Here is a 17,915-nt window from a genome sequence, read left to right as displayed (position 1 = left end):
GAGTGCGCGGATTCCATCGGGGCCAGGAAACTAATCAGATTTCCACTCACAGGCCGGATATATGTAAGCAATCTGTTCCTTGTTTGCCTCAATTGAAAAACATCCTTGCGAAACGGGATGGGTCCATATATGTTCTTGGGAGGATCTGTTTCATTGACAGTCCCCCATGATTATGGTAAAAGACATTAATTGAATCTGCTGATTAAACTCGAATTATTAAGTACTTAGAGGAGGATCTTACCCCTTTCCGAATGGCTCTTTTTAACTATGCAACCCGTGAGATCAATGCAAAAATAGTTTATTATGGAATTGGTCTTTCCGGTAAAACAACGAATATCCAACAAGTATACCAGCGGTTGTCCGCTCAGGGGAAAGGAAAGCTTGTCACCATTCCCACCTATGGGGACCGGACCATTTTTCTGGACTTTTTTCCCGTGGACGTCGGTGAAATTAATGGTTTTAAACTTCGTTTTCATCTCTATACCGTTCCCGGGCAGGTTTTTTACAATTCGACCCGAAGGCTGGTTTTAAAAGGGGCGGACGGAGTTGTCTTTGTTGCAGACTCCCAGCGGGAGGCTCTCGATTCAAATATTCAAAGTATAAAGAATTTAAAACAAAACCTGTCCGAAGAGGGAATTAATCTCGACCAATTCCCTTTCGTGATCCAGTATAATAAGCGGGACCTACCGGAGGTCTTGAGCCTTGAAGAACTCAATGAACAACTCAATGAAAGGGGCGTTCCGGTTTTCGAAGCAGCCGCTGTTTCCGGAGAAGGCGTTGTAGAGACGCTGAAGGCAATTGGAAAAGTGGTGGTGAAGGACCTGAGACGATCATTGAGTAAACGGGAAGGAATTCGGACTGGTGAAGTATCCCCTGTCGGGTCTCCTTCCAAAGAATCATCGGAGGCAACGGTTTCGGCTGGGTTTTCCCGGGGGTCCAAGCCAAGGGGAGGGGTTGAAAACCCCTCTGTTGAAGAGAAGGTTTCTGCAACCACCCAATCTTCCGTATCTGTTTCGGTGGATATCAAAAAGGAAGTTCCTTCTTTTGAGGGAGACAAAGAAAAAATTTCTGAAATGTCTCAAAAGGAGGAAGGGGCTAACCCCCAGCGAATAATTTTCAACCTGTCCCTAGAAATCGAGTTAGAAGAGAAACAAGGGGAATGGAAACCTAAAAATGTTGTGGTAAAAAATTTGGATAAGGGAGAATCTTAGATTAAACCATCAACCCCACCTTCCTCGGGGGGACCGAAAATTCATTGGCCATAAAAAATGGGCCCTTGAAATAAAACGATCCCAAAGGGTTTTTTTATCATTAGCAGGGTGTTGGAAAAGTATGTATTTGTGCGTTAGGTCGTCATTCCCGCGAAAGCGGGAATCCAGAAGCTGTTGATTTTAAAGAGCCTGGATTCCCGATAAAACCATTCGGGAATGACGGATTCGGAGTTTTTCAACATCCTGTTAGGTTTTAGGAGGAAATCGATGTCCGGACATTCAAAATGGGCTACAACCAAACATAAAAAAGCCGCGGTTGACGCCAAGAGAGGAAAAATCTTTACACGAATCATTAAAGAGATTGCCGTTGCCGCTCGGCTGGGTGGAGGAGATCCTGATGGAAATCCCCGTCTTCGTACTGCTGTAGCAAAAGCGAAAGAGAGCAACATGCCCGCGGACAATATTAAAAAAGCAATTCAACGGGGGACGGGTGAGCTCCCGGGAGTCAATTATGAGGAAACGGTTTATGAAGGGTACGGCCCCGGAGGGGTGGCCATTTTGATTGAAATCATGACCGATAATAAGAACCGAACCATTTCAGAAATCAGGCAGTTAATGGGAAAAAATGGGGGAAATTTGGGAGAAGCGGGGTGTGTTTCATGGATGTTTGAAAAAAAAGGATACATTGTTGTGGAACATGAAAAAATTGACGAAGACCGCCTAATGGGGATGGTCTTAGAGGCAGGTGCCGAAGATATGAAAACAGAGGGAAACCAATATGAGATTTTTACTTTTCTTAAGGATTTTGAAGGGGTAAAAGGAGTTCTTGAAAAAGAATCCATTGAAATGGTCCTTTCAGAGATTACCGCCATTCCTCAAACCCATATTAAATTGGAAGGGAAGGAGGCCGAGCAGATGTTGCGCCTCATGGAGGCTCTTGAAAACCATGATGATGTCCAAAACGTTTATGCTAATTTTGATATTCCCGATGATGTTATCGAAAAGGCGGCGGCAAAATCATAATACAGGAAAAGGCGATGCGTGCGCTGGGTATTGACCCTGGGACAGTAGCCACCGGATACGGAATTGTTGATTATAAAACGAATAAACTGAGTTTCATTGCTTCGGGAACCATTAAGACTTCCTGGAGTTCCCCCCTTCCCCTTCGTCTTCAAACAATCCACAACAAGGTGCTTGAGTTAATTGATCAATATCACCCCCAGATCATGGTTGTTGAGGACACTTTTGTAGGGAAAAACTTTAAAGCAGCATTAAAACTGGGTCAGGCTCGGGGGGTTGCCCTATTAGCGGCACAGGAAAGAAACCTTTCTCTTTTTGAATATTCCCCCACTGCAATCAAATTGGCAGTTACCGGTTACGGTGCTGCCCGGAAAGAGCAGGTTCAGATAATGGTTTCTCGGCTTTTATCCTTTCAGGAAGAATTTTCATCGCAACACGCTTCTGATGCGTTGGCAGCGGCAATTTGTCATCTTCATTCCGATCGGTTGCAAAGATTGGTCCAACCCGGGACTGATCAATCAGGGTTTTAGTGTCCTGATTTTTTAAGCGATGTCTTTAGAAAGAAATTTGGAAATGATTGCATCCTTAACCGGTAAGCTATTCTTTAAAAATCCTCAGTATCTAATCGTGGATGTGAACGGGGTAGGGTATAAGGTTTTTCTACCCTTATCTTCCTTTTACGGTCTTCCGGAGGTGAACGAGCAGGTCGTTCTGTTTACACATACCCATGTTCGAGAAGATGCCCTTCAACTTTTTGGTTTTCTCACCACCGATGAGTTTGATGTTTTCCTGCTTTTGCTTGGCACGAATGGAGTGGGTCCCAGGCTTGCCTTGAATATTCTGTCTGGGCTTTCGGTTCCCGATATTAAAATGGCCATCGAAAAGGGGGACGTTAGGCGGTTGGCTTCCATTCCTGGCGTAGGGAAAAAAACAGCAGCACGGCTGGCTTTGGAGTTAAAAGAAAAGATAGGGGGCCTTCCTGTTTCTCCTATTCAATCTTCTGTGGGGTATGTTTTCAATTCGGAACCTCAGGAGCGTATTAGAAACGATGCCTTAGCAGGATTGGTTTATCTGGGGTATCCCAAGGCTCAAGGCCGGGATGCCATTGAACAGTTACTAAAAGGGGCCCAGATTGCTCCCTCCGTGGAGCAATTAATTAAAGATTCTTTAAGGCTCCTTTCCCGTGGATAAACTTCTCCGTTTTTATTTTCCCTTCTGCTTTTCCAAAAAACATCGATTTAAAATCATTATTTTAGAATTTAGGCTCAAATTTCCGGTTCCTATTTTTTTTTTGTGAATGAAAAGGCCCAAACATTTTTGATATGAACCGTTCAACATTCAAAGTCATCATTGTGGGAGGAGGTGTCTCAGGGCTAGGGGCTGCAGACCGTTTTCAGGAGGCCCGTCATCAAGGAAGTCCCATCTCCTTTACGCTGTTGGAAGGGTCCCATCTGTTTGGTGGGAAAATCATCACACAAAGGGAGGGAGGGTTTTTAATTGAAGGGGGCCCTGAATCATTTGTGTCTTACAAACCGTGGGCCTTGGAGGTGTGCGAGCGGCTAGGCCTGGTTTCCCAATTGATTGAAACCAATCGTGAGCAACAGCGTGTGTATACCCTTCGGGCTGGACAACTCCTTGAGCTACCACAGGGCCTATTGGTTCCCACCCGTCTATTTCCCTATTTGACTTCCTCTGTGTTGTCTGGTTGGGGAAAGGTTCGAATGCTAGGAGATTTGGTTCTTCCCAAGTTCAGGGGCACTCAAGATGAATCTGTTGCTGCTTTTGTTCGACGGCGACTGGGTAGAGAAGCATTGCTCAGGCTTGTGGAGCCTTTGCTCAGCGGAATCTATGCAGGAGATGTTGAGCGGATGAGTTTAAAATCTGCCTTTCCGCTATTTTATGATCTTGAACAGGAATACGGAAGTTTAATTCGGGGTCTTCTTGAAAGACGAAAGGGTTTAAGAAACAAACCAAACAAAGAAGGAATAAAATGGACCACCTTTGTCACGCTGAAAGAAGGGACCGGGCAATTGGTGGATGCGTGGGTCAAGCATTTGTCTCCTTTTTCCATGGTATCTGGAAAAAAAGTGGAACAGATTCAACCAAAAGGACCCCGATCTTACCGGGTGATGATAGAAGGGGGGGAAGTGATGGAAGCCAATGCCGTGGTTTTAACGGTTCCCGCCTTTCAGGCGGCTCGACTGGTAGAAGGGTTTTCTCCCGCCCTTTCAGGGACGCTGAAAAAAATCCCTTTTGCATCTACGGCAACTGTTTCCTTAGGTTTTCGTCAGGAAGAAATTCCTCGGCCTATGGATGGATATGGTTTTATTGTTCCCCGGGTTGAAGGTCGCCGAATCTTGGCAGCTACCTGGACATCTACAAAATTTCCCTATCGGGCACCCCCTGGCCATGTGCTTCTACGGTGTTTTCTGGGAGGAACCTTGGGACAGGAAATTCTTTCCCTGGGGGATCAGGAAATGATCCGAGTGGTGCGAGAAGAGCTTCGGGGCATTATGGGGATTTCCGCAGAACCGGTGTTTTCAAAGGTTTTTCGTTGGGACAACGCAACCCCCCAATATACGGTGGGTCATCAAAACCGGTTGGACCTTATTGAGGAAGCGCTCCGAGGATTTCCATGCCTGGTATTAACGGGTTCCTCCTATCGAGGGATCGGAATTCCAGATTGTATCCACCAGGGGACCCTTGCGGCGGAGCGAATCTTAAAAGATTTTTTCCGGGGGTCCACTGTTTCCCCCATTGTTTAACCCCCAAGCAGGTCTAACATGGATTTTAAATCCCGAGAAATACATGTAAAAATAGGGGTATCTCTTTCTGTATATAAGCGTCCCTGGGTTTCCCGTAATTCCATCACGAGATCTAAAAATTCATCCGGTTTGTCGGTTTCAAAGGCCACCACAAATTCTTGATCGTCTAACCCAAAGGAATAGGCGGTGTTGAGTTTCACCGATGGAAATTTCGTCCCAACTTCGATATGCTCATCCATCATACCCTGCCTGGCATACTTGGTCAGCAAATACCATTCTGGAGTTTTTACAAAGGGATATATAAAAAGATATTGTGCTTTTCCCGGAACAATTCGGAGTCTTTGCTCTTCATGCTCTGGATTAATCTTATCGACATAAACGGACCGCTTACTCATGGCCAGATAAGAATAGGGGGTCAATAGGTATTGTCCCAATTGGGTGGCTAAAAGTTTTGCGGTAAATTCCTGAATTAGCTCCAGGGAGTAGCTGATCCGCCACATCATAAAATCGCAATCGCTTCGTGTTCCCACCGTAGAGAAGGTCCGGATGATTATTTGGTCATTTTGGGTATATTGGTTAACGATGGTAGAGAACTCTTTTTTCCCTTGTTCTCGTGTGGATAGGGAAAGGCGACGCCAGGCTGGATCAACTTTGTAGAACAAAAAACTAACATATTGGCGCCGAACCGCTTTTTTGGATGGGGTTTGTGGGGCCTCCTGGCCCTCCTTATCCAAGGGCTCACCCCTTTCCCGGGCTTCTGCTGCCCGGGCCACGAGGTTGGCATCGATTTTTTGAAAACCCTTGGCCTTAGCATAGGTTTCTACCCCTTTCATGGCTGCTTTCCTGACCACACTGGGAACATTTTTCATTAGATCTTTTGCTTCCTCTGTCCATTCAATTTCTAAACCTTGGGGTTGATTTCCTTTATTTTTTTCTGTTTCACCCATTTTTTTAATCCTCCATCCTGAGTGGTTCTAACCGTTGTCTTAATTATTTTTCGTGATGGATTAACCAATCCTCACTTTTTTCCCATTTTACTGTATAGAGATGATGATAGAGTCCTTTTAAATTTAAAAGCTCCGTGTGGGTTCCTTTTTCTACGATTTCCCCGTCTTCCAGGGTTAAAATAATATCGGCATTCTGTACCGTGGTCAGCCGATGAGCGATCACAAAGGTGGTTTTCCCTTCCATGAGTCTTTGCAATGCTTCTTGAATGAGCATTTCAGACTCGTTATCCAAAGAGGAAGTTGCCTCATCCAGCAATAGAAGTCTTGGGCGCTTTAAAATGGCCCGGGCAATGGCAATTCGTTGTCGTTGCCCCCCGGAAAGATTAATTCCTTTCTCCCCCACGATGGTTTGATATCCCCGGGGTAAAGCAGATATAAATGGATGGGCATTGGCCGCTTTGGCGGCTGCCACAATCTCATCCTCCCCTGCATCCAATTGGCCATAAAGAATATTTTCCCGGATGGTTCCACCGAATAAAATCGTCTCCTGAGAAACCAACCCGAATTGGGAATAAAGAGATTTTAATTGGACCTCCCGAATCGGTTGTCCGTCAATTTCGATCCATCCCTCGGTTGGGTCATAAAAACGATGGAGGAGATTGAGTAGGGTGGTTTTTCCTGCCCCACTGGGTCCCACCAAGGCGATCACTTGGCCGGGGGCGACTTTGAATGATATATTCTTGAGTACTTTGGCTCCAGGCTCATACGAAAACCCCACGCCGTGAAAGGTCACTTTTCCCTGAAGGGGGGGGAGAGGGGGAGCCTGTGGGTTCTGGGGAATAGTGGACTCAAGATCCAAAATTTCAAAAACCCGTTTGGTTGCCCCCTGGACCTCTTTGAGTTGGGAAAAAACCCTTGCAAAGGAAGAAAAGGGTCCCATGAGGATTCCCCCGTATAAAACAAAAGCCACCAAATCCCCAGGGGTCATGTTCCCTTGAATGACTTGGTAACCCCCGTACCAAAGAACGCCCGCTGCACCCATCAGGGTTAAAAAAGTGATGACGGGAATAAAAACCGCAAAAACCCACGCTTTTTTCAAGGCCAAATCAAGGGTTTGATTGACCGTGTGCTTAAATCGGTCCGCTTCATAATCTTCTCGCACAAAGGATTTTACAATCCGAATTCCGGAAATCACCTCTTCCAAAATCGTTGAGGTCTCTGCCATTCGGTCTTGGACGGCCGTTGAAAGGGCTTTTAATTTTCGGCCAAAAACCTTTGCGGTAAGGATCACAAAGGGAACAACGATGAGGATCATTAAACAAAGTTTCCAGTTCATATAGATCAAAATTCCTACCGCTCCCAATAAAATTACCCCCTGTTTGGCCAAATCAACCGGAACGGTGGTGGAAATGGTTTGAATCGTTCCTACATCATTGGTTAACCGGGAAAGGATTTCTCCTGTTCTCCTTTTTGAAAAAAATCCCAAAGAAAGACTTTCCAGGTGCCGGAAAAGACTGTTCCGAAATTGAGCTATAATTTTTTGCCCTACCAAGGCGACCATATAGCTTTGCCCGATGGAGAGGATGCTTTGCAGAAGGAAGAAAACCACCAAAATATAAATGGTCGTTGTGAGGGCAGAAAAATCATGTTGTACCATGACGAGATCGACCAGGCCACGAATTTTCCAAAGAATTCCAAGAGTGATGGTTGAAACCCCCATTAACAAAAGAGCTGCCAAAGTGAGGGATTTTAAATGGGGTTTTAAATACGAGAAGAGGCGGAAAAGATCCCGATAACCCGATTCTGGTTTCCCGAAATCCCCGTTTGCATTTTTTTTAAAATTTTGAGTCAATGGTATTTCTTCTTTTCCTGATTTACTCCAAAAGGACCTTTGTTCTAATAAAATCAGATGTTTTGGCGTTCCTTAAAGGCCATCTGGTTTTTGGGTTCTTTGGTAAGAATCATTGTGCGGCTTTACGAAACTCTAAATGATCTATTTTAACAGATTGTCCTCCATGGACTCAAGGGGATTCAAGGGGGGTGTAATGGAGACTACATTATTTACATTGGCGGTGTTTTATGCTATCAAAATCTTGCCATTTATAGGAAAAATGGGTTTGCCTAATTTTAGCATGAGGAGGATACGATGAATTTGAAGGATTCCACTATCTTGTTTCGGCCTAGGTGGGTTCAATTTGAAAATAATCAAATCCATTTTTTTGTGGATGATGAAGCCCCGAATTGGATTTCAACCGATGAGCGGGGAGGTCAAATTTTAAATCTGGTGGATGGGAAAAGGAATTTGGGTGACCTGATTAAGGAATACCGAAAAGAATATGGGTTGGACAGTGCCGTGGCCTGGCTCCATGTGTATGATTTCGTAAAAGCGGGCATCCGACATCAAATGCTTTTCTTAGATCCTGTTGAGCGGGCTCCCTATACGGGAAGAGGAGATTACTTAAAACCCGTTAAGCTCAATGAATTTTGGATTCATACGAATAATTCATGTAATTTAACCTGTACCCATTGTTTGGTTAGCTCCCACCCTGGGGGAGACCCTGGCCTTTCCACCCAGAACCTTATGAAGGTAATTAATGAAGCCTACCAGCTGGGAGCTCGCCGATTTTATTTTACAGGTGGAGAACCGTTTTTGCGAAAGGATATTTTTGATCTCATCGAGCATATTACCCAAAACAAAAAAGCAGAATTGATTATTTTGACCAATGCCACCCTCTTTCAGGATGGTCGGTTAAAGCGCTTAAATGAGGTGGATCGGGATAAAGTTTTCCTTCAAGTCAGTTTGGACGGTTCTACCAAGCATTTTAATGATCCCATTCGGGGGGATGGAACCTTTGCTAAGATTACGGAGGGATTGCGTCTGGTAAGTGATTTAGGGTTTCATACCTCCTTAACGGCCGTGGTTACAAATGAAAACTTTCAAGATATTTCGGGTCTTCCTTTTTTGGCAAAATCATTGGGGGCCCAATCCATTCATTTAATGTGGCCCCATCGAAGAGGACGGTTGTTGGAATGTGGAAACGGAAATTCCATTCCAAGCAATCCAGAGCTTCTCCAATTGGTTCGAACCGTTAAGAAGAATTCGGAGGAAGTAGGGATTGTCCTGGATAATTATGAGTCTTTTAAGATGCGTGTGAATTCTCAACCTGGAACCAAATACGATTTGAGTAATGCCTGTTGGGATAGCTTGTGTTTATATTCAAATGGACACCTTTTCCCATCCGCCGCCTTTGCGAACCACCCTTCTTTGGATATGGGAGATGCGGTGGCTGGCTCCATCCAGGAATTTTGGTTCAATAGTCCTGTGGCAAAGGCCTTCCGGGCTGCAACCCTGATGCGTAAAGCCGGTATCAAGGAAAATCCCTTTCGCTTTATGACGGGGGGAGGAGATGAAGAGCATACTTATTTTTTGAGTGAGACCCGGAAAAAAAATGGGAATATATTAGAAGAAGATCCGTATGATTCCTTTTACCAAGAGATGGTCCGAGATATTATGTTGGACCTTTCCAGAAAAAAGAAGGAGGCCTTAAATGACCGATCCGGATATTCTTCTCCGGTGATATTCCATGCCATGGGGGAAGGAGCCTTGGTTTGTGGAACCACGGGATTGGAACTTTTGACAGAGAACCAGGTGCATACCCTTCATTCCAACTGTGTGCTTTCCTTCGATGTGGAAAAACCTCATCAGATCGTTAAAAAGTTCTATGGAAAGGCCGCTGAAAAGCCTCAGGCGGAGCTTTGTTGTCCCGTTCATTATGATCTTGAGGAAATCCAGCATATACCAGAGGAGGTTTTGGAACGCTTCTATGGGTGTGGGTCCCCTGTAACCCTTGCAGGCCTGAAACCGGGAGAATGGATGCTGGACTTGGGGTCCGGGGGAGGAATTGATTGTTTTATTGCCGCGAAAAAGGTAGGGCCGGAAGGGAAGGTCATTGGGGTGGATATGACGGACCAAATGCTAGAGGTGGCCCGACGGAATAAAGTTTCAGTTTCTCAAAATCTTGGATTTGATGTGGTGGATTTTCAAAAAGGTTACCTGGAAAAAATACCGGCAGAGTCTCAATCGGTGGATCTTATAACCTCCAATTGTGTCATTAACCTATCCCCAGATAAGAATCAGGTATTTTCGGAAATGTGGCGGGTATTAAAGGACCAGGGGAGAATTGTGATATCGGATATTGTTTCGGATCGCCCCACCCCTCCCCATATCCGGATTAATGAGCAGCTATGGGGGGAATGTCTTTCCGGGGCCCTGACCGAGGAGGAGTTTTTGGCAGGATTGGAAAAGGCAGGGTTTTATGGCCTTGAAGTTTTAAAAAAGGATTATTGGAAAGAAGTAGAGGGGTACCACTTTTATTCTGTAACGGTCCGTGGTTTTAAATTTGAAAAAAAAGGAAGGTGTGAATATTTGGGGCATCAGGCCATATATCGAGGGCCGTTTAAGGCTGTAATGGATGAAGAAGGGCATTTCTTTCAAAGGAACGATGCTTTGGAGGTTTGTACCGATACGGTTGAAAAATTACTAAAAGACCCCTACTCTCATTGGTTTACCATTGTTGAGCCTGACCGTACCATTGTGGAAGTCAACGCTCCGGTGGGAAGTTGTGCCCCTAAGGAAGATGAAGAAAAGTGTTGTTGAGGATTTTTTTTCCCCAATCCCTTCTAGGTTAAAAGAAACCCATTGAAAAAAGGGGGAGAGTCCCATATGTCCAGTCCCTCATAGGTGATCCTGTTGGTTGGGTTTTAGGAGGTTGAGTTTGTGGTTGTATATTCCAAGTGAATTTCGTATAATAGCCCAAAACTAAGGTTGGGTGATTGATGGAAAAGAAAAAAGAAAAAGAGAAAAAAGAAGGTCTCCCAGAGGAGGCAAAAAAGAAGAAAGATCAGTCCTTAAAGAAGGAAGATCAGTCTTTAAATGTCATTCAGGACCCCTATGAGTTCCCATCCATTCATGAAGAAATGGCCGATCTATTTGATGAAGATAAGGTCACCCACAAACACGGGGGTACTGAACCTGAAGCGGATTGAACCCCTCATGTTAGCCTTAATTCCATTCTAATTTTTCCTTGAAATGTTTGTCTCTATCCTTTCCTTTTCAGTATAGAAGAAAAACCCTTCTAGAAAGTTTCCTGTAAATTCAACTTAATTTAATGTGCTCTTCCATAATGGAGTTTCGGAATGACCCGGGTTTAATTGGAAAAGGGTTCCTGATGGGTTTTGAAAACCGATATTTTCTTGAACTTCAAGAAAAAACCTGTTAGGTGTTACCCAGGCTATAAAAAAATCCATAGAAGGGGTAAAAATGGAAAAAGTTGACCCTAAAAAGGAATGGGAGGAATGGCATCATCCCGGGGGAAAATTTTACCGCTTGGGGGCCTCCCGCTGTAGTCATACCGATCTGTTGGCCATATTAATTGGGTCTGGCTTGCCCGGCTGGTCAGCAGAACAAATTGCAGAAGATCTCATGATCCGGTTTCAGTCCTTGGAAAATTTGTCCCAACAGTCCTTAGAAGAGCTGATGAAGGTGAAAGGGCTCAAACGGGTTAAGGCCGTTCGGATTGGGGCAGCTTTCGAAATTGCCAAGAGACTTTCTCAAATGTAAATCCGTTATTGGGAAGGATGGTTTTTGTAGGATTTTACAGAGAAAACAACCGATGGTGCGTTGACAGCCCAAGGTTTTGGTGGCAGAATATTTTTTCGTGAAACGACTATCTTAAAAAAGACGTTAATATGGATTTAGAAAAGTTATCGAAAATTGTTAAGGTAAACTTTAAGGGGGGTTCTCAAAACCTCCAGGTTGAACCCCTTCCGGGGGATGCGTCCAATCGAAGATATTACCGTCTTTTTTTAGAAAATGGTTTTGGGTCCTCCATGGTTCTAATGGAGCTTTCGGATCCGGAAAATTTTAAGGCTTCTGAGGAAGAAGTTACCGGAAAACCTTCCCGTATCCAAGAACTTCCTTTTGTTAATATTCAAAAATTTTTAACCAGAAACGGGATCGGGGTTCCTGAAATTTTTCATTACGAAAAATCTGAAGGGTTAATTTTTTTAGAAGATCTTGGGGATCAAACCTTGGAACATGAAATTGCGAAATGCTCATCCTCCTCATTGGAATCCCTTTATTTGAAGGCGGTTGATGAGTTATTGCGTCTTCAGTCCTGTGGCTCAGACCCATCCCAGGGTTCGTGCCTTGCTTTTGAAAGGGTATTTGACACCCCTCTTTTAATGTGGGAATTTGATCATTTTTTGGAATTTGGCATTGAGGCCAGAATTGGGATGAAAATCAAGAATTCCGATCGTGAAAAAATTCGAGGGTTTTTCTTTCAAATATCTGATCAACTCTCCCAAGAACCCCGGTGTTTTACCCACAGGGATTTTCACAGTCGGAATTTGATGATCCATCAGAGCCGAGTTCGGGTGATTGATTTCCAGGATGCTCTTCAGGGTCCCTGTTTATATGACTTGGCTTCCCTTTTGAGGGATTCGTATGTCTCGCTTCCCAATGACCTGATCCAACAGCTTCTGGATTATTTTTTAAAAAGAAAAGAAGAGTCGTCTAAACCCATTTTAGATCCTCTCCACTTTAGGGAAAGATTTGATTTAATGAGTATTCAGAGAAACCTTAAAGCCGCTGGGCGTTTTATTTACATTTCCGAGGTCAAAAAAAATCCCCGTTTTATTCCTTTTGTGGCACCCACTTTGGGGTATGTGAAAGAAAATTTATGCCGGTATCCTTCTCTGACTCCTTTGTTTCAACTCCTTAAGCCTTATATTAGGGAATTTCAAGATTCATGAAAGCCATGATACTGGCGGCAGGATTAGGGACACGCCTCCGCCCGTTAACAGACCATTGTCCAAAACCCCTTCTTCCCGTGGGGAAAGTTCCTTTAATTTTCTATACGCTTTTTTTATTGCGCCATTATGGAATTAAAGAGGTTGTCATTAACCTTCACCATAATGGAAAAATGATTCAGGAGAAGGTGGGGCAGGGTGAAAAATTTGGGATGAAAATTATATATTCAGAAGAGGAAACCCTCCTGGGAACAGGGGGAGGGTTAAAAAAAATGGAATGGTTTTTTAAAAGCGGGCCTTTCCTTTTAATCAATGCGGATATTTTGGTAAACCTCAACCTTCATGATTTATTTTCTTTTCACCAAGAAAAAGGGGGGATGGGAACGCTGGTTCTCCGAAAGGATCCAGATGTGAAGCGGTATGGGGTCATCGAACGGGATATGACTGGTCGTGTCCAAAGGTTTCTTGGAAAACCCAAACGCTTCCAACAACCCCTGGACCTTTTTATGTTTACAGGCATTCAGATTTTAGACCCCGAGATTTTTAGGTTTTTCCCGGAGGCCGTGTTTCATTCCATTACCGATACCTATTTAAAATTGGTAGTCCAGGGAAAGAAGTTGTTTGGATATGAAACCACGGATTATTGGTTAGACTTGGGAACCCCTGCTCGGTATGAGAGGGCCCAAAAGGATTACCGTCTTGGAAAACTTTCATTTGATTTTTTGCCTCCGGGTTGAGCAGGAGGTGGTAAGGAGGGTGAAAATATTGACTCATCCCCACCAAACTATGTTAGTATCATTAAAAAATTTTATGAAAAATAAAAACCATGGATTATAAAGAAACATTAAACCTTCCGAAAACTTCCTTTCCGATGAAAGCCAGCCTTCCGCAAAGGGAACCCCAAATTCTCCAGTGGTGGGAAAAAATAAACCTGAATTTTCTTTTAAAGGCGGAGCAAACCGGCCGTATCCCTTTTATTCTTCATGATGGCCCTCCTTATGCCAATGGTCGAATCCATATGGGCCATGCGTTAAATAAAATTCTCAAGGACATTGTGGTCAAATCGAAAACCATGGAGGGAAAAGCTTCCCCTTTTGTGCCGGGGTGGGACTGTCACGGCCTCCCCATCGAGTTTCAGGTGTTAAAGAGCTTGGGCCAAAAGAAAAAAGAGATGGGTAAGTTAAACATTCGGCAGGCCTGCCGGGAGTATGCCGAGAAATTTGTTAATCTTCAAAAGGAAGAATTTAAGCGGTTGGGGGTATTTGGTCAGTGGGAAGATCCGTATCTGACCATGGCCCCATCCTATGAAGCGTCGATTGTCCGTGAATTTGGAAAGGTGGTGGCTGCCGGAGGGGTTTACAAGGGGAAAAAACCTGTTCTTTGGTGTCCTTTTGACGAAACGGCGTTGGCTGAAGCCGAAGTGGAATATCAGGAACACCATTCTCCCTCTATCTTCGTAAAATTTCCGGTTAAGTTTTCCAATGAAAAATTTTCGATCAATGGTCAAGGAGGAACCCATGTGGCCATTTGGACCACCACGCCCTGGACCTTGGTGGGAAATATGGCAATTACACTTCACCCTCGATTTCAATATCAAATGGTCCAGACTCCAGTTGGAGAAATTCTATTGGCCCAAGATTTAATAGAGTCGTGTATGGAGGCATTTCAATTTAAGAAAAATGATTTTCGGATAAAAGAGGGAATTTGGGCTGGAAGCGAGTTGGAAGGGGTCATTTGCCGCCACCCCTGGTTGGACCGGGATGTCCCTCTTGTAATGGGCGAGCATGTAACTTTGGAACAAGGAACCGGGTGCGTTCATACCGCTCCGGGTCATGGACAAGAAGACTATGAGGTAGGTCTTCGGTATGCATTAGAAGTTTTCACACCGGTTAATCACCGAGGAGAATTTTTGCCGGAGGCGGGGATTTTTGCCGGGAAAAAGGTTTTTAAAGCCAACCCGGAAATTATAGACCATCTTAAAGATTTGGGGATGTTGATTAAAGAAGAGGCCATTTCCCATTCCTACCCTCACTGTTGGCGGTGTAAAAACCCCGTAATTTTTCGTGCTACAGAACAATGGTTTATTTCCATGAGCGTGAATGACCTTCGTAAAAGGGCTTTGGAGGAAATTGATAGGGTTCAATGGGTACCTAAATGGGGAAAGGATCGTATTTTTGGAATGATTGAAAATCGCCCTGATTGGTGTATTTCCCGCCAAAGGGTTTGGGGTGTTCCCATTGTTGCTTTTACATGTCTGGGTTGTGAAAAAGCCCTGGTTTCTCCTGAGGTAATTAACTATGTTGCGGACCAAATGGAACACGAGGGGGGAAGCGATATTTGGTTTTCTAAAAAAGATGAAGATCTGTTGCCAAAAGGGACTTCCTGCCCCCATTGCAAGTGTACGCGTTTTAAGAAAGAAAATGACATTTTGGATGTTTGGTTTGAATCGGGCGTCAGCCATGCTGCCGTTTTAAAAAGACGGGACGATTTAAAATGGCCCGCGGATCTTTATCTGGAAGGTTCTGACCAGCACAGAGGTTGGTTTCATAGTGCACTGCTCTCTTCCCTCCAAACCGATCAGCGAGCGCCTTATCAGGCTGTTCTCACCCATGGGTTTGTGGTGGATGGCAGCGGCAAAAAAATGTCCAAATCGGCGGGGAATGTCGTGGCTCCTCAGGAGGTTATCGACCGATATGGTGCCGAAATTTTGAGGTTATGGGTGGCGTCAACTGATTTTCGGGAGGATGTTCGGGTCTCCTCCGAAATTCTATTGCAATTGGCGGAAACCTACAGAAAAATCCGAAACACCTGTCGTTTCTTATTGGGGAATTTATATGATTTTGATCCTGAAAAAGATCGAGTAAGACCAGATGCTCTTTTTGAAATAGACCATTGGGCCTTGGAGCGCCTGGACCAATTGGTAAAAAAAGTTCGCCGCGGATATTCTGATTATGAATTCCACATTGTGATTCACGCTTTAAATTATTTTTGTGCAGTAGATTTAAGTTCGGTATATTTGGATGTCCTAAAGGATCGGCTTTATGTAACACAACCAAAATCCATTGAACGCAGGGCGGCCCAGCAGGTCTTGTATGACATATTGGTTGCCTTGACTAAATTAATGGCTCCCGTGCTGTCCTTTACAGCGGATGAAATTTGGAAATCTTTAAATGATGAAAAAGGGAAAATTAGTGTTTTTTTGACACTTTTTCCCGAACCTGATATGGGAACGGGCGATTCCCATCTTTGTGAGCGTTGGGAAAAGCTCCTTCAAATTCGCGATGATGTATCCAAGGCTTTGGAAAAAGCTCGACAAAAAAAAGAAATTGGGCATCCGCTGGAAGCCTCGGTTGATCTTTTTGCAGAGGAGGAATTGTTGGAGTTTTTACGCAAGTATGAAAAGGAGATGCCGTCACTTTTCATTGTATCCACCGTAAATATTTTTCCAATTTCAAAAGGTTTCCCGGAGAATTCCATTTCCACGACTCATGAAGAAGAGGTGCCCCCGCCTTTTCCCGGTGAAACGATGAAAGGTCTTGCGGTTCGTGTCAAACGGTCGGTATACTTGAAATGCGAACGGTGCTGGATGTATTTACCTTCTGTTGGGGTTGAAAAAAAACATCCAACATTATGTTCCAGGTGCGCTTCTGTTTTATCAAAAGGGTTTGAGGTTTGAAACGCAAGTACCATACCTTGACAATTGTTATGGGGGGGATTATTATTTTAGATCAATTCACTAAAATTTTAATCCAACGCACAATGGAACTTCATCAATCCCATGTCATTATTAAAGGGTTTTTTAATCTTACCCATATTCACAACCCTGGGGCAGCATTTGGACTGTTTGCCGATCATGAAAGTAGTTTGAGAACTCTTTTTTTGACGATTGTCGGTATATTAGCAGTGATTCTGCTGGGGCTATTTTTTAGAAAGTCGCCGGATAAGGCGTGGGGAACCCATCTTGCGTTCTCCCTTATCCTTGGGGGAGCGTTAGGAAATTTGATCGATCGAATTTGGTTAGGGGCGGTTGTAGATTTTTTAGATTTTTATATAGGAAGGTACCATTGGCCGGCCTTTAACGTTGCGGATTCTTCAATTAGTGTAGGTTTGGCCCTACTGGTGATCCTTTTTTTAAAAGGAAAGGGAAAAGCAGACCGTGACTTTTTGTTTCAAGAAAGTGGATAATGCCTAAGCATCGGAAAGTCCAATCTCCTGTTGCACGTGAAGCCGAACGGTTTATGAATAAGGCGATGGGGGCCCTATTGGATGAAGGGAATTGGCTTAAATCCGTCCAATACCTTCAGCAAGCCATGGTCATTGACCCCTCTTATCTTCCCCCTTATTATGAGTTGACCGATATCTATTTACAGATTGGGCATGTGGAAGCGGCCATCGGGGTGGTTCAAAAGGCCCTTAAAATGGATGCCCATGATTATCAAAATAATTTTAATCTGGCCAATATTTACCTGGTGCAAGGAAAAGTGGATGAGGCTTTGGCTATTTACCGGAAATTAGAGCGGGTTTTTAAAGACTCTTCTCCTGACCTTCTCTTTAATGTCGCCACCGCCTATCATACAAAGGGGCAACGTCAATTGGCCCTTCGATATGTCCAAAGAGTCCTTGGAGAGGACCCATCCTATCTGGAAGGTTTTGAGTTAAAAGGGAAAATTTTATTTGAGCAGGGAAATTTCCCTGGGGCGAAAGCTGCATTAAGAAAGGTTTTGGAATTGGAGCGTAATCATGTTTCCGCAAACCACCTTTTGGGGGTTATTTACTCACGGGAGTCCCGTTGGCGTGCTGCCATTAAAGTGTGGAGGAAAGCCGTAACTTTTTCTCCTAACAATGACGAAACCCTCAGGGAATTGGGTTGGGCTTATAAAATGGTCGGTGATGAGGAGCATGCCCTGGCCATGCTGAAAAAAGCTTTGGAACTTAATCCGGAAAACCTCCAAGCCCGTATTGATTTAGGCGTCATTTATCTGGGTCAATTTCGGATCGAGGATGCCCTGGCCCAATGGGAGGTGGTTCGCCAAAGTGATCCGGACAATAAGTTTATTCGCACCTTTCTTTCTCAGGTAGAGCGTTCCAGTAAAAAAAGAAAAGATCGCGATAAAAATATTCATCATATTCTTTCCTCCCTTTTGCCCTCTCACTTCCATTAA

General features: G+C 44.2%; 14 protein-coding genes and 1 pseudogene. 13 read left to right on the top strand and 2 right to left on the bottom strand.

The window, feature by feature from the left end:
• Window positions 1-251: 251 nt before the first annotated feature.
• The 5 genes and pseudogenes from VGB26_10695 (at window position 252) to hemG (ending at window position 4,996) form a co-directional block, all read left to right on the top strand.
• Window positions 252-830: pseudogene (locus VGB26_10695) on the top strand (ADP-ribosylation factor-like protein).
• Between the two features lie 648 nt (window positions 831-1,478).
• Window positions 1,479-2,234 (top strand): YebC/PmpR family DNA-binding transcriptional regulator, encoded by a 756-nt coding sequence (locus VGB26_10690; GenBank protein HEX9758248.1) that lies wholly within the window; start codon window positions 1,479-1,481, stop codon window positions 2,232-2,234.
• Between the two features lie 14 nt (window positions 2,235-2,248).
• The gene (gene ruvC / locus VGB26_10685) at window positions 2,249-2,761 is read left to right on the top strand and encodes a crossover junction endodeoxyribonuclease RuvC (GenBank protein ID HEX9758247.1); all 513 of its coding nucleotides are present in this window, start codon (window positions 2,249-2,251) and stop codon (window positions 2,759-2,761) included.
• A 43-nt stretch (window positions 2,762-2,804) separates the two neighbouring features.
• Window positions 2,805-3,422, top strand: coding sequence for a Holliday junction branch migration protein RuvA (gene ruvA, locus VGB26_10680; protein ID HEX9758246.1), 618 nt, complete (start codon window positions 2,805-2,807; stop codon window positions 3,420-3,422).
• A 131-nt stretch (window positions 3,423-3,553) separates the two neighbouring features.
• Window positions 3,554-4,996 (top strand): protoporphyrinogen oxidase, encoded by a 1,443-nt coding sequence (hemG, locus tag VGB26_10675; GenBank protein ID HEX9758245.1) that lies wholly within the window; start codon window positions 3,554-3,556, stop codon window positions 4,994-4,996.
• On the opposite strand, the gene VGB26_10670 is transcribed toward hemG, so the two are convergent.
• A complete protein-coding gene (locus VGB26_10670) occupies window positions 4,993-5,943 on the bottom strand; it encodes a chlorite dismutase family protein (protein ID HEX9758244.1) in 951 nt (316 codons plus the stop codon). The two genes, hemG and VGB26_10670, sit on opposite strands and share 4 nt — an antisense overlap.
• Before the next feature lie 43 nt (window positions 5,944-5,986).
• Entirely contained in the window at window positions 5,987-7,795 is a 1,809-nt protein-coding gene (locus VGB26_10665) for an ABC transporter ATP-binding protein (GenBank protein HEX9758243.1), read from the bottom strand.
• A 294-nt stretch (window positions 7,796-8,089) separates the two neighbouring features.
• On the opposite strand from VGB26_10665, the gene VGB26_10660 reads away from it, so the two are divergent.
• From VGB26_10660 to VGB26_10625, 8 genes are all read left to right on the top strand, one after another.
• Complete coding sequence (locus VGB26_10660; protein ID HEX9758242.1) at window positions 8,090-10,600, top strand: methyltransferase domain-containing protein; 2,511 nt, start codon at window positions 8,090-8,092, stop codon at window positions 10,598-10,600.
• 179 nt (window positions 10,601-10,779) lie between these two features.
• A complete protein-coding gene (locus tag VGB26_10655) occupies window positions 10,780-10,989 on the top strand; it encodes a hypothetical protein (protein ID HEX9758241.1) in 210 nt (69 codons plus the stop codon).
• 274 nt (window positions 10,990-11,263) lie between these two features.
• Complete coding sequence (locus tag VGB26_10650; GenBank protein HEX9758240.1) at window positions 11,264-11,563, top strand: UPF0758 domain-containing protein; 300 nt, start codon at window positions 11,264-11,266, stop codon at window positions 11,561-11,563.
• Window positions 11,564-11,691: 128 nt separating this feature from the next.
• Window positions 11,692-12,756, top strand: coding sequence for a phosphotransferase (locus VGB26_10645; protein ID HEX9758239.1), 1,065 nt, complete (start codon window positions 11,692-11,694; stop codon window positions 12,754-12,756).
• Window positions 12,753-13,490 carry an NDP-sugar synthase gene (locus VGB26_10640; GenBank protein HEX9758238.1) on the top strand — a complete coding sequence of 246 codons (738 nt, stop codon included), beginning with the start codon at window positions 12,753-12,755 and terminating at the stop codon, window positions 13,488-13,490. The genes VGB26_10645 and VGB26_10640 overlap by 4 nt, the downstream gene beginning before the upstream one ends.
• An 89-nt stretch (window positions 13,491-13,579) precedes the next feature.
• Window positions 13,580-16,429 (top strand): isoleucine--tRNA ligase, encoded by a 2,850-nt coding sequence (gene ileS / locus VGB26_10635; GenBank protein HEX9758237.1) that lies wholly within the window; start codon window positions 13,580-13,582, stop codon window positions 16,427-16,429.
• Window positions 16,426-16,938 carry a signal peptidase II gene (lspA, locus tag VGB26_10630; GenBank protein HEX9758236.1) on the top strand — a complete coding sequence of 171 codons (513 nt, stop codon included), beginning with the start codon at window positions 16,426-16,428 and terminating at the stop codon, window positions 16,936-16,938. Before ileS ends, lspA begins: the two co-directional genes overlap by 4 nt.
• Window positions 16,938-17,915, top strand: a complete 978-nt coding sequence (locus VGB26_10625; GenBank protein HEX9758235.1) for a tetratricopeptide repeat protein — start codon at window positions 16,938-16,940, stop codon at window positions 17,913-17,915. The genes lspA and VGB26_10625 overlap by 1 nt, the downstream gene beginning before the upstream one ends.

Source organism: Nitrospiria bacterium (genome assembly GCA_036397255.1).
In the GTDB taxonomy this organism is placed as follows: Bacteria; Nitrospirota; Nitrospiria; order DASWJH01; family DASWJH01; genus DASWJH01.
This window is presented reverse-complemented; position numbering and strand designations above follow the sequence as displayed.

Excerpts from the sequence above, each read along its gene's own strand:
- VGB26_10690 (HEX9758248.1), top strand. The coding sequence starts at position 1,479 with ATGTCCGGACATTCAAAATGGGCTACAACCAAACATAAAAAAGCCGCG.
- ruvC (HEX9758247.1), top strand. The coding sequence starts at position 2,249 with ATGCGTGCGCTGGGTATTGACCCTGGGACAGTAGCCACCGGATACGGA.
- ruvA (HEX9758246.1), top strand. The coding sequence starts at position 2,805 with ATGATTGCATCCTTAACCGGTAAGCTATTCTTTAAAAATCCTCAGTAT.
- hemG (HEX9758245.1), top strand. The coding sequence starts at position 3,554 with ATGAACCGTTCAACATTCAAAGTCATCATTGTGGGAGGAGGTGTCTCA.
- VGB26_10670 (HEX9758244.1), bottom strand. The coding sequence starts at position 5,943 with ATGGGTGAAACAGAAAAAAATAAAGGAAATCAACCCCAAGGTTTAGAA.
- VGB26_10660 (HEX9758242.1), top strand. The coding sequence starts at position 8,090 with ATGAATTTGAAGGATTCCACTATCTTGTTTCGGCCTAGGTGGGTTCAA.
- VGB26_10655 (HEX9758241.1), top strand. The coding sequence starts at position 10,780 with ATGGAAAAGAAAAAAGAAAAAGAGAAAAAAGAAGGTCTCCCAGAGGAG.
- VGB26_10650 (HEX9758240.1), top strand. The coding sequence starts at position 11,264 with ATGGAAAAAGTTGACCCTAAAAAGGAATGGGAGGAATGGCATCATCCC.
- VGB26_10645 (HEX9758239.1), top strand. The coding sequence starts at position 11,692 with ATGGATTTAGAAAAGTTATCGAAAATTGTTAAGGTAAACTTTAAGGGG.
- VGB26_10640 (HEX9758238.1), top strand. The coding sequence starts at position 12,753 with ATGAAAGCCATGATACTGGCGGCAGGATTAGGGACACGCCTCCGCCCG.
- ileS (HEX9758237.1), top strand. The coding sequence starts at position 13,580 with ATGGATTATAAAGAAACATTAAACCTTCCGAAAACTTCCTTTCCGATG.
- VGB26_10625 (HEX9758235.1), top strand. The coding sequence starts at position 16,938 with ATGCCTAAGCATCGGAAAGTCCAATCTCCTGTTGCACGTGAAGCCGAA.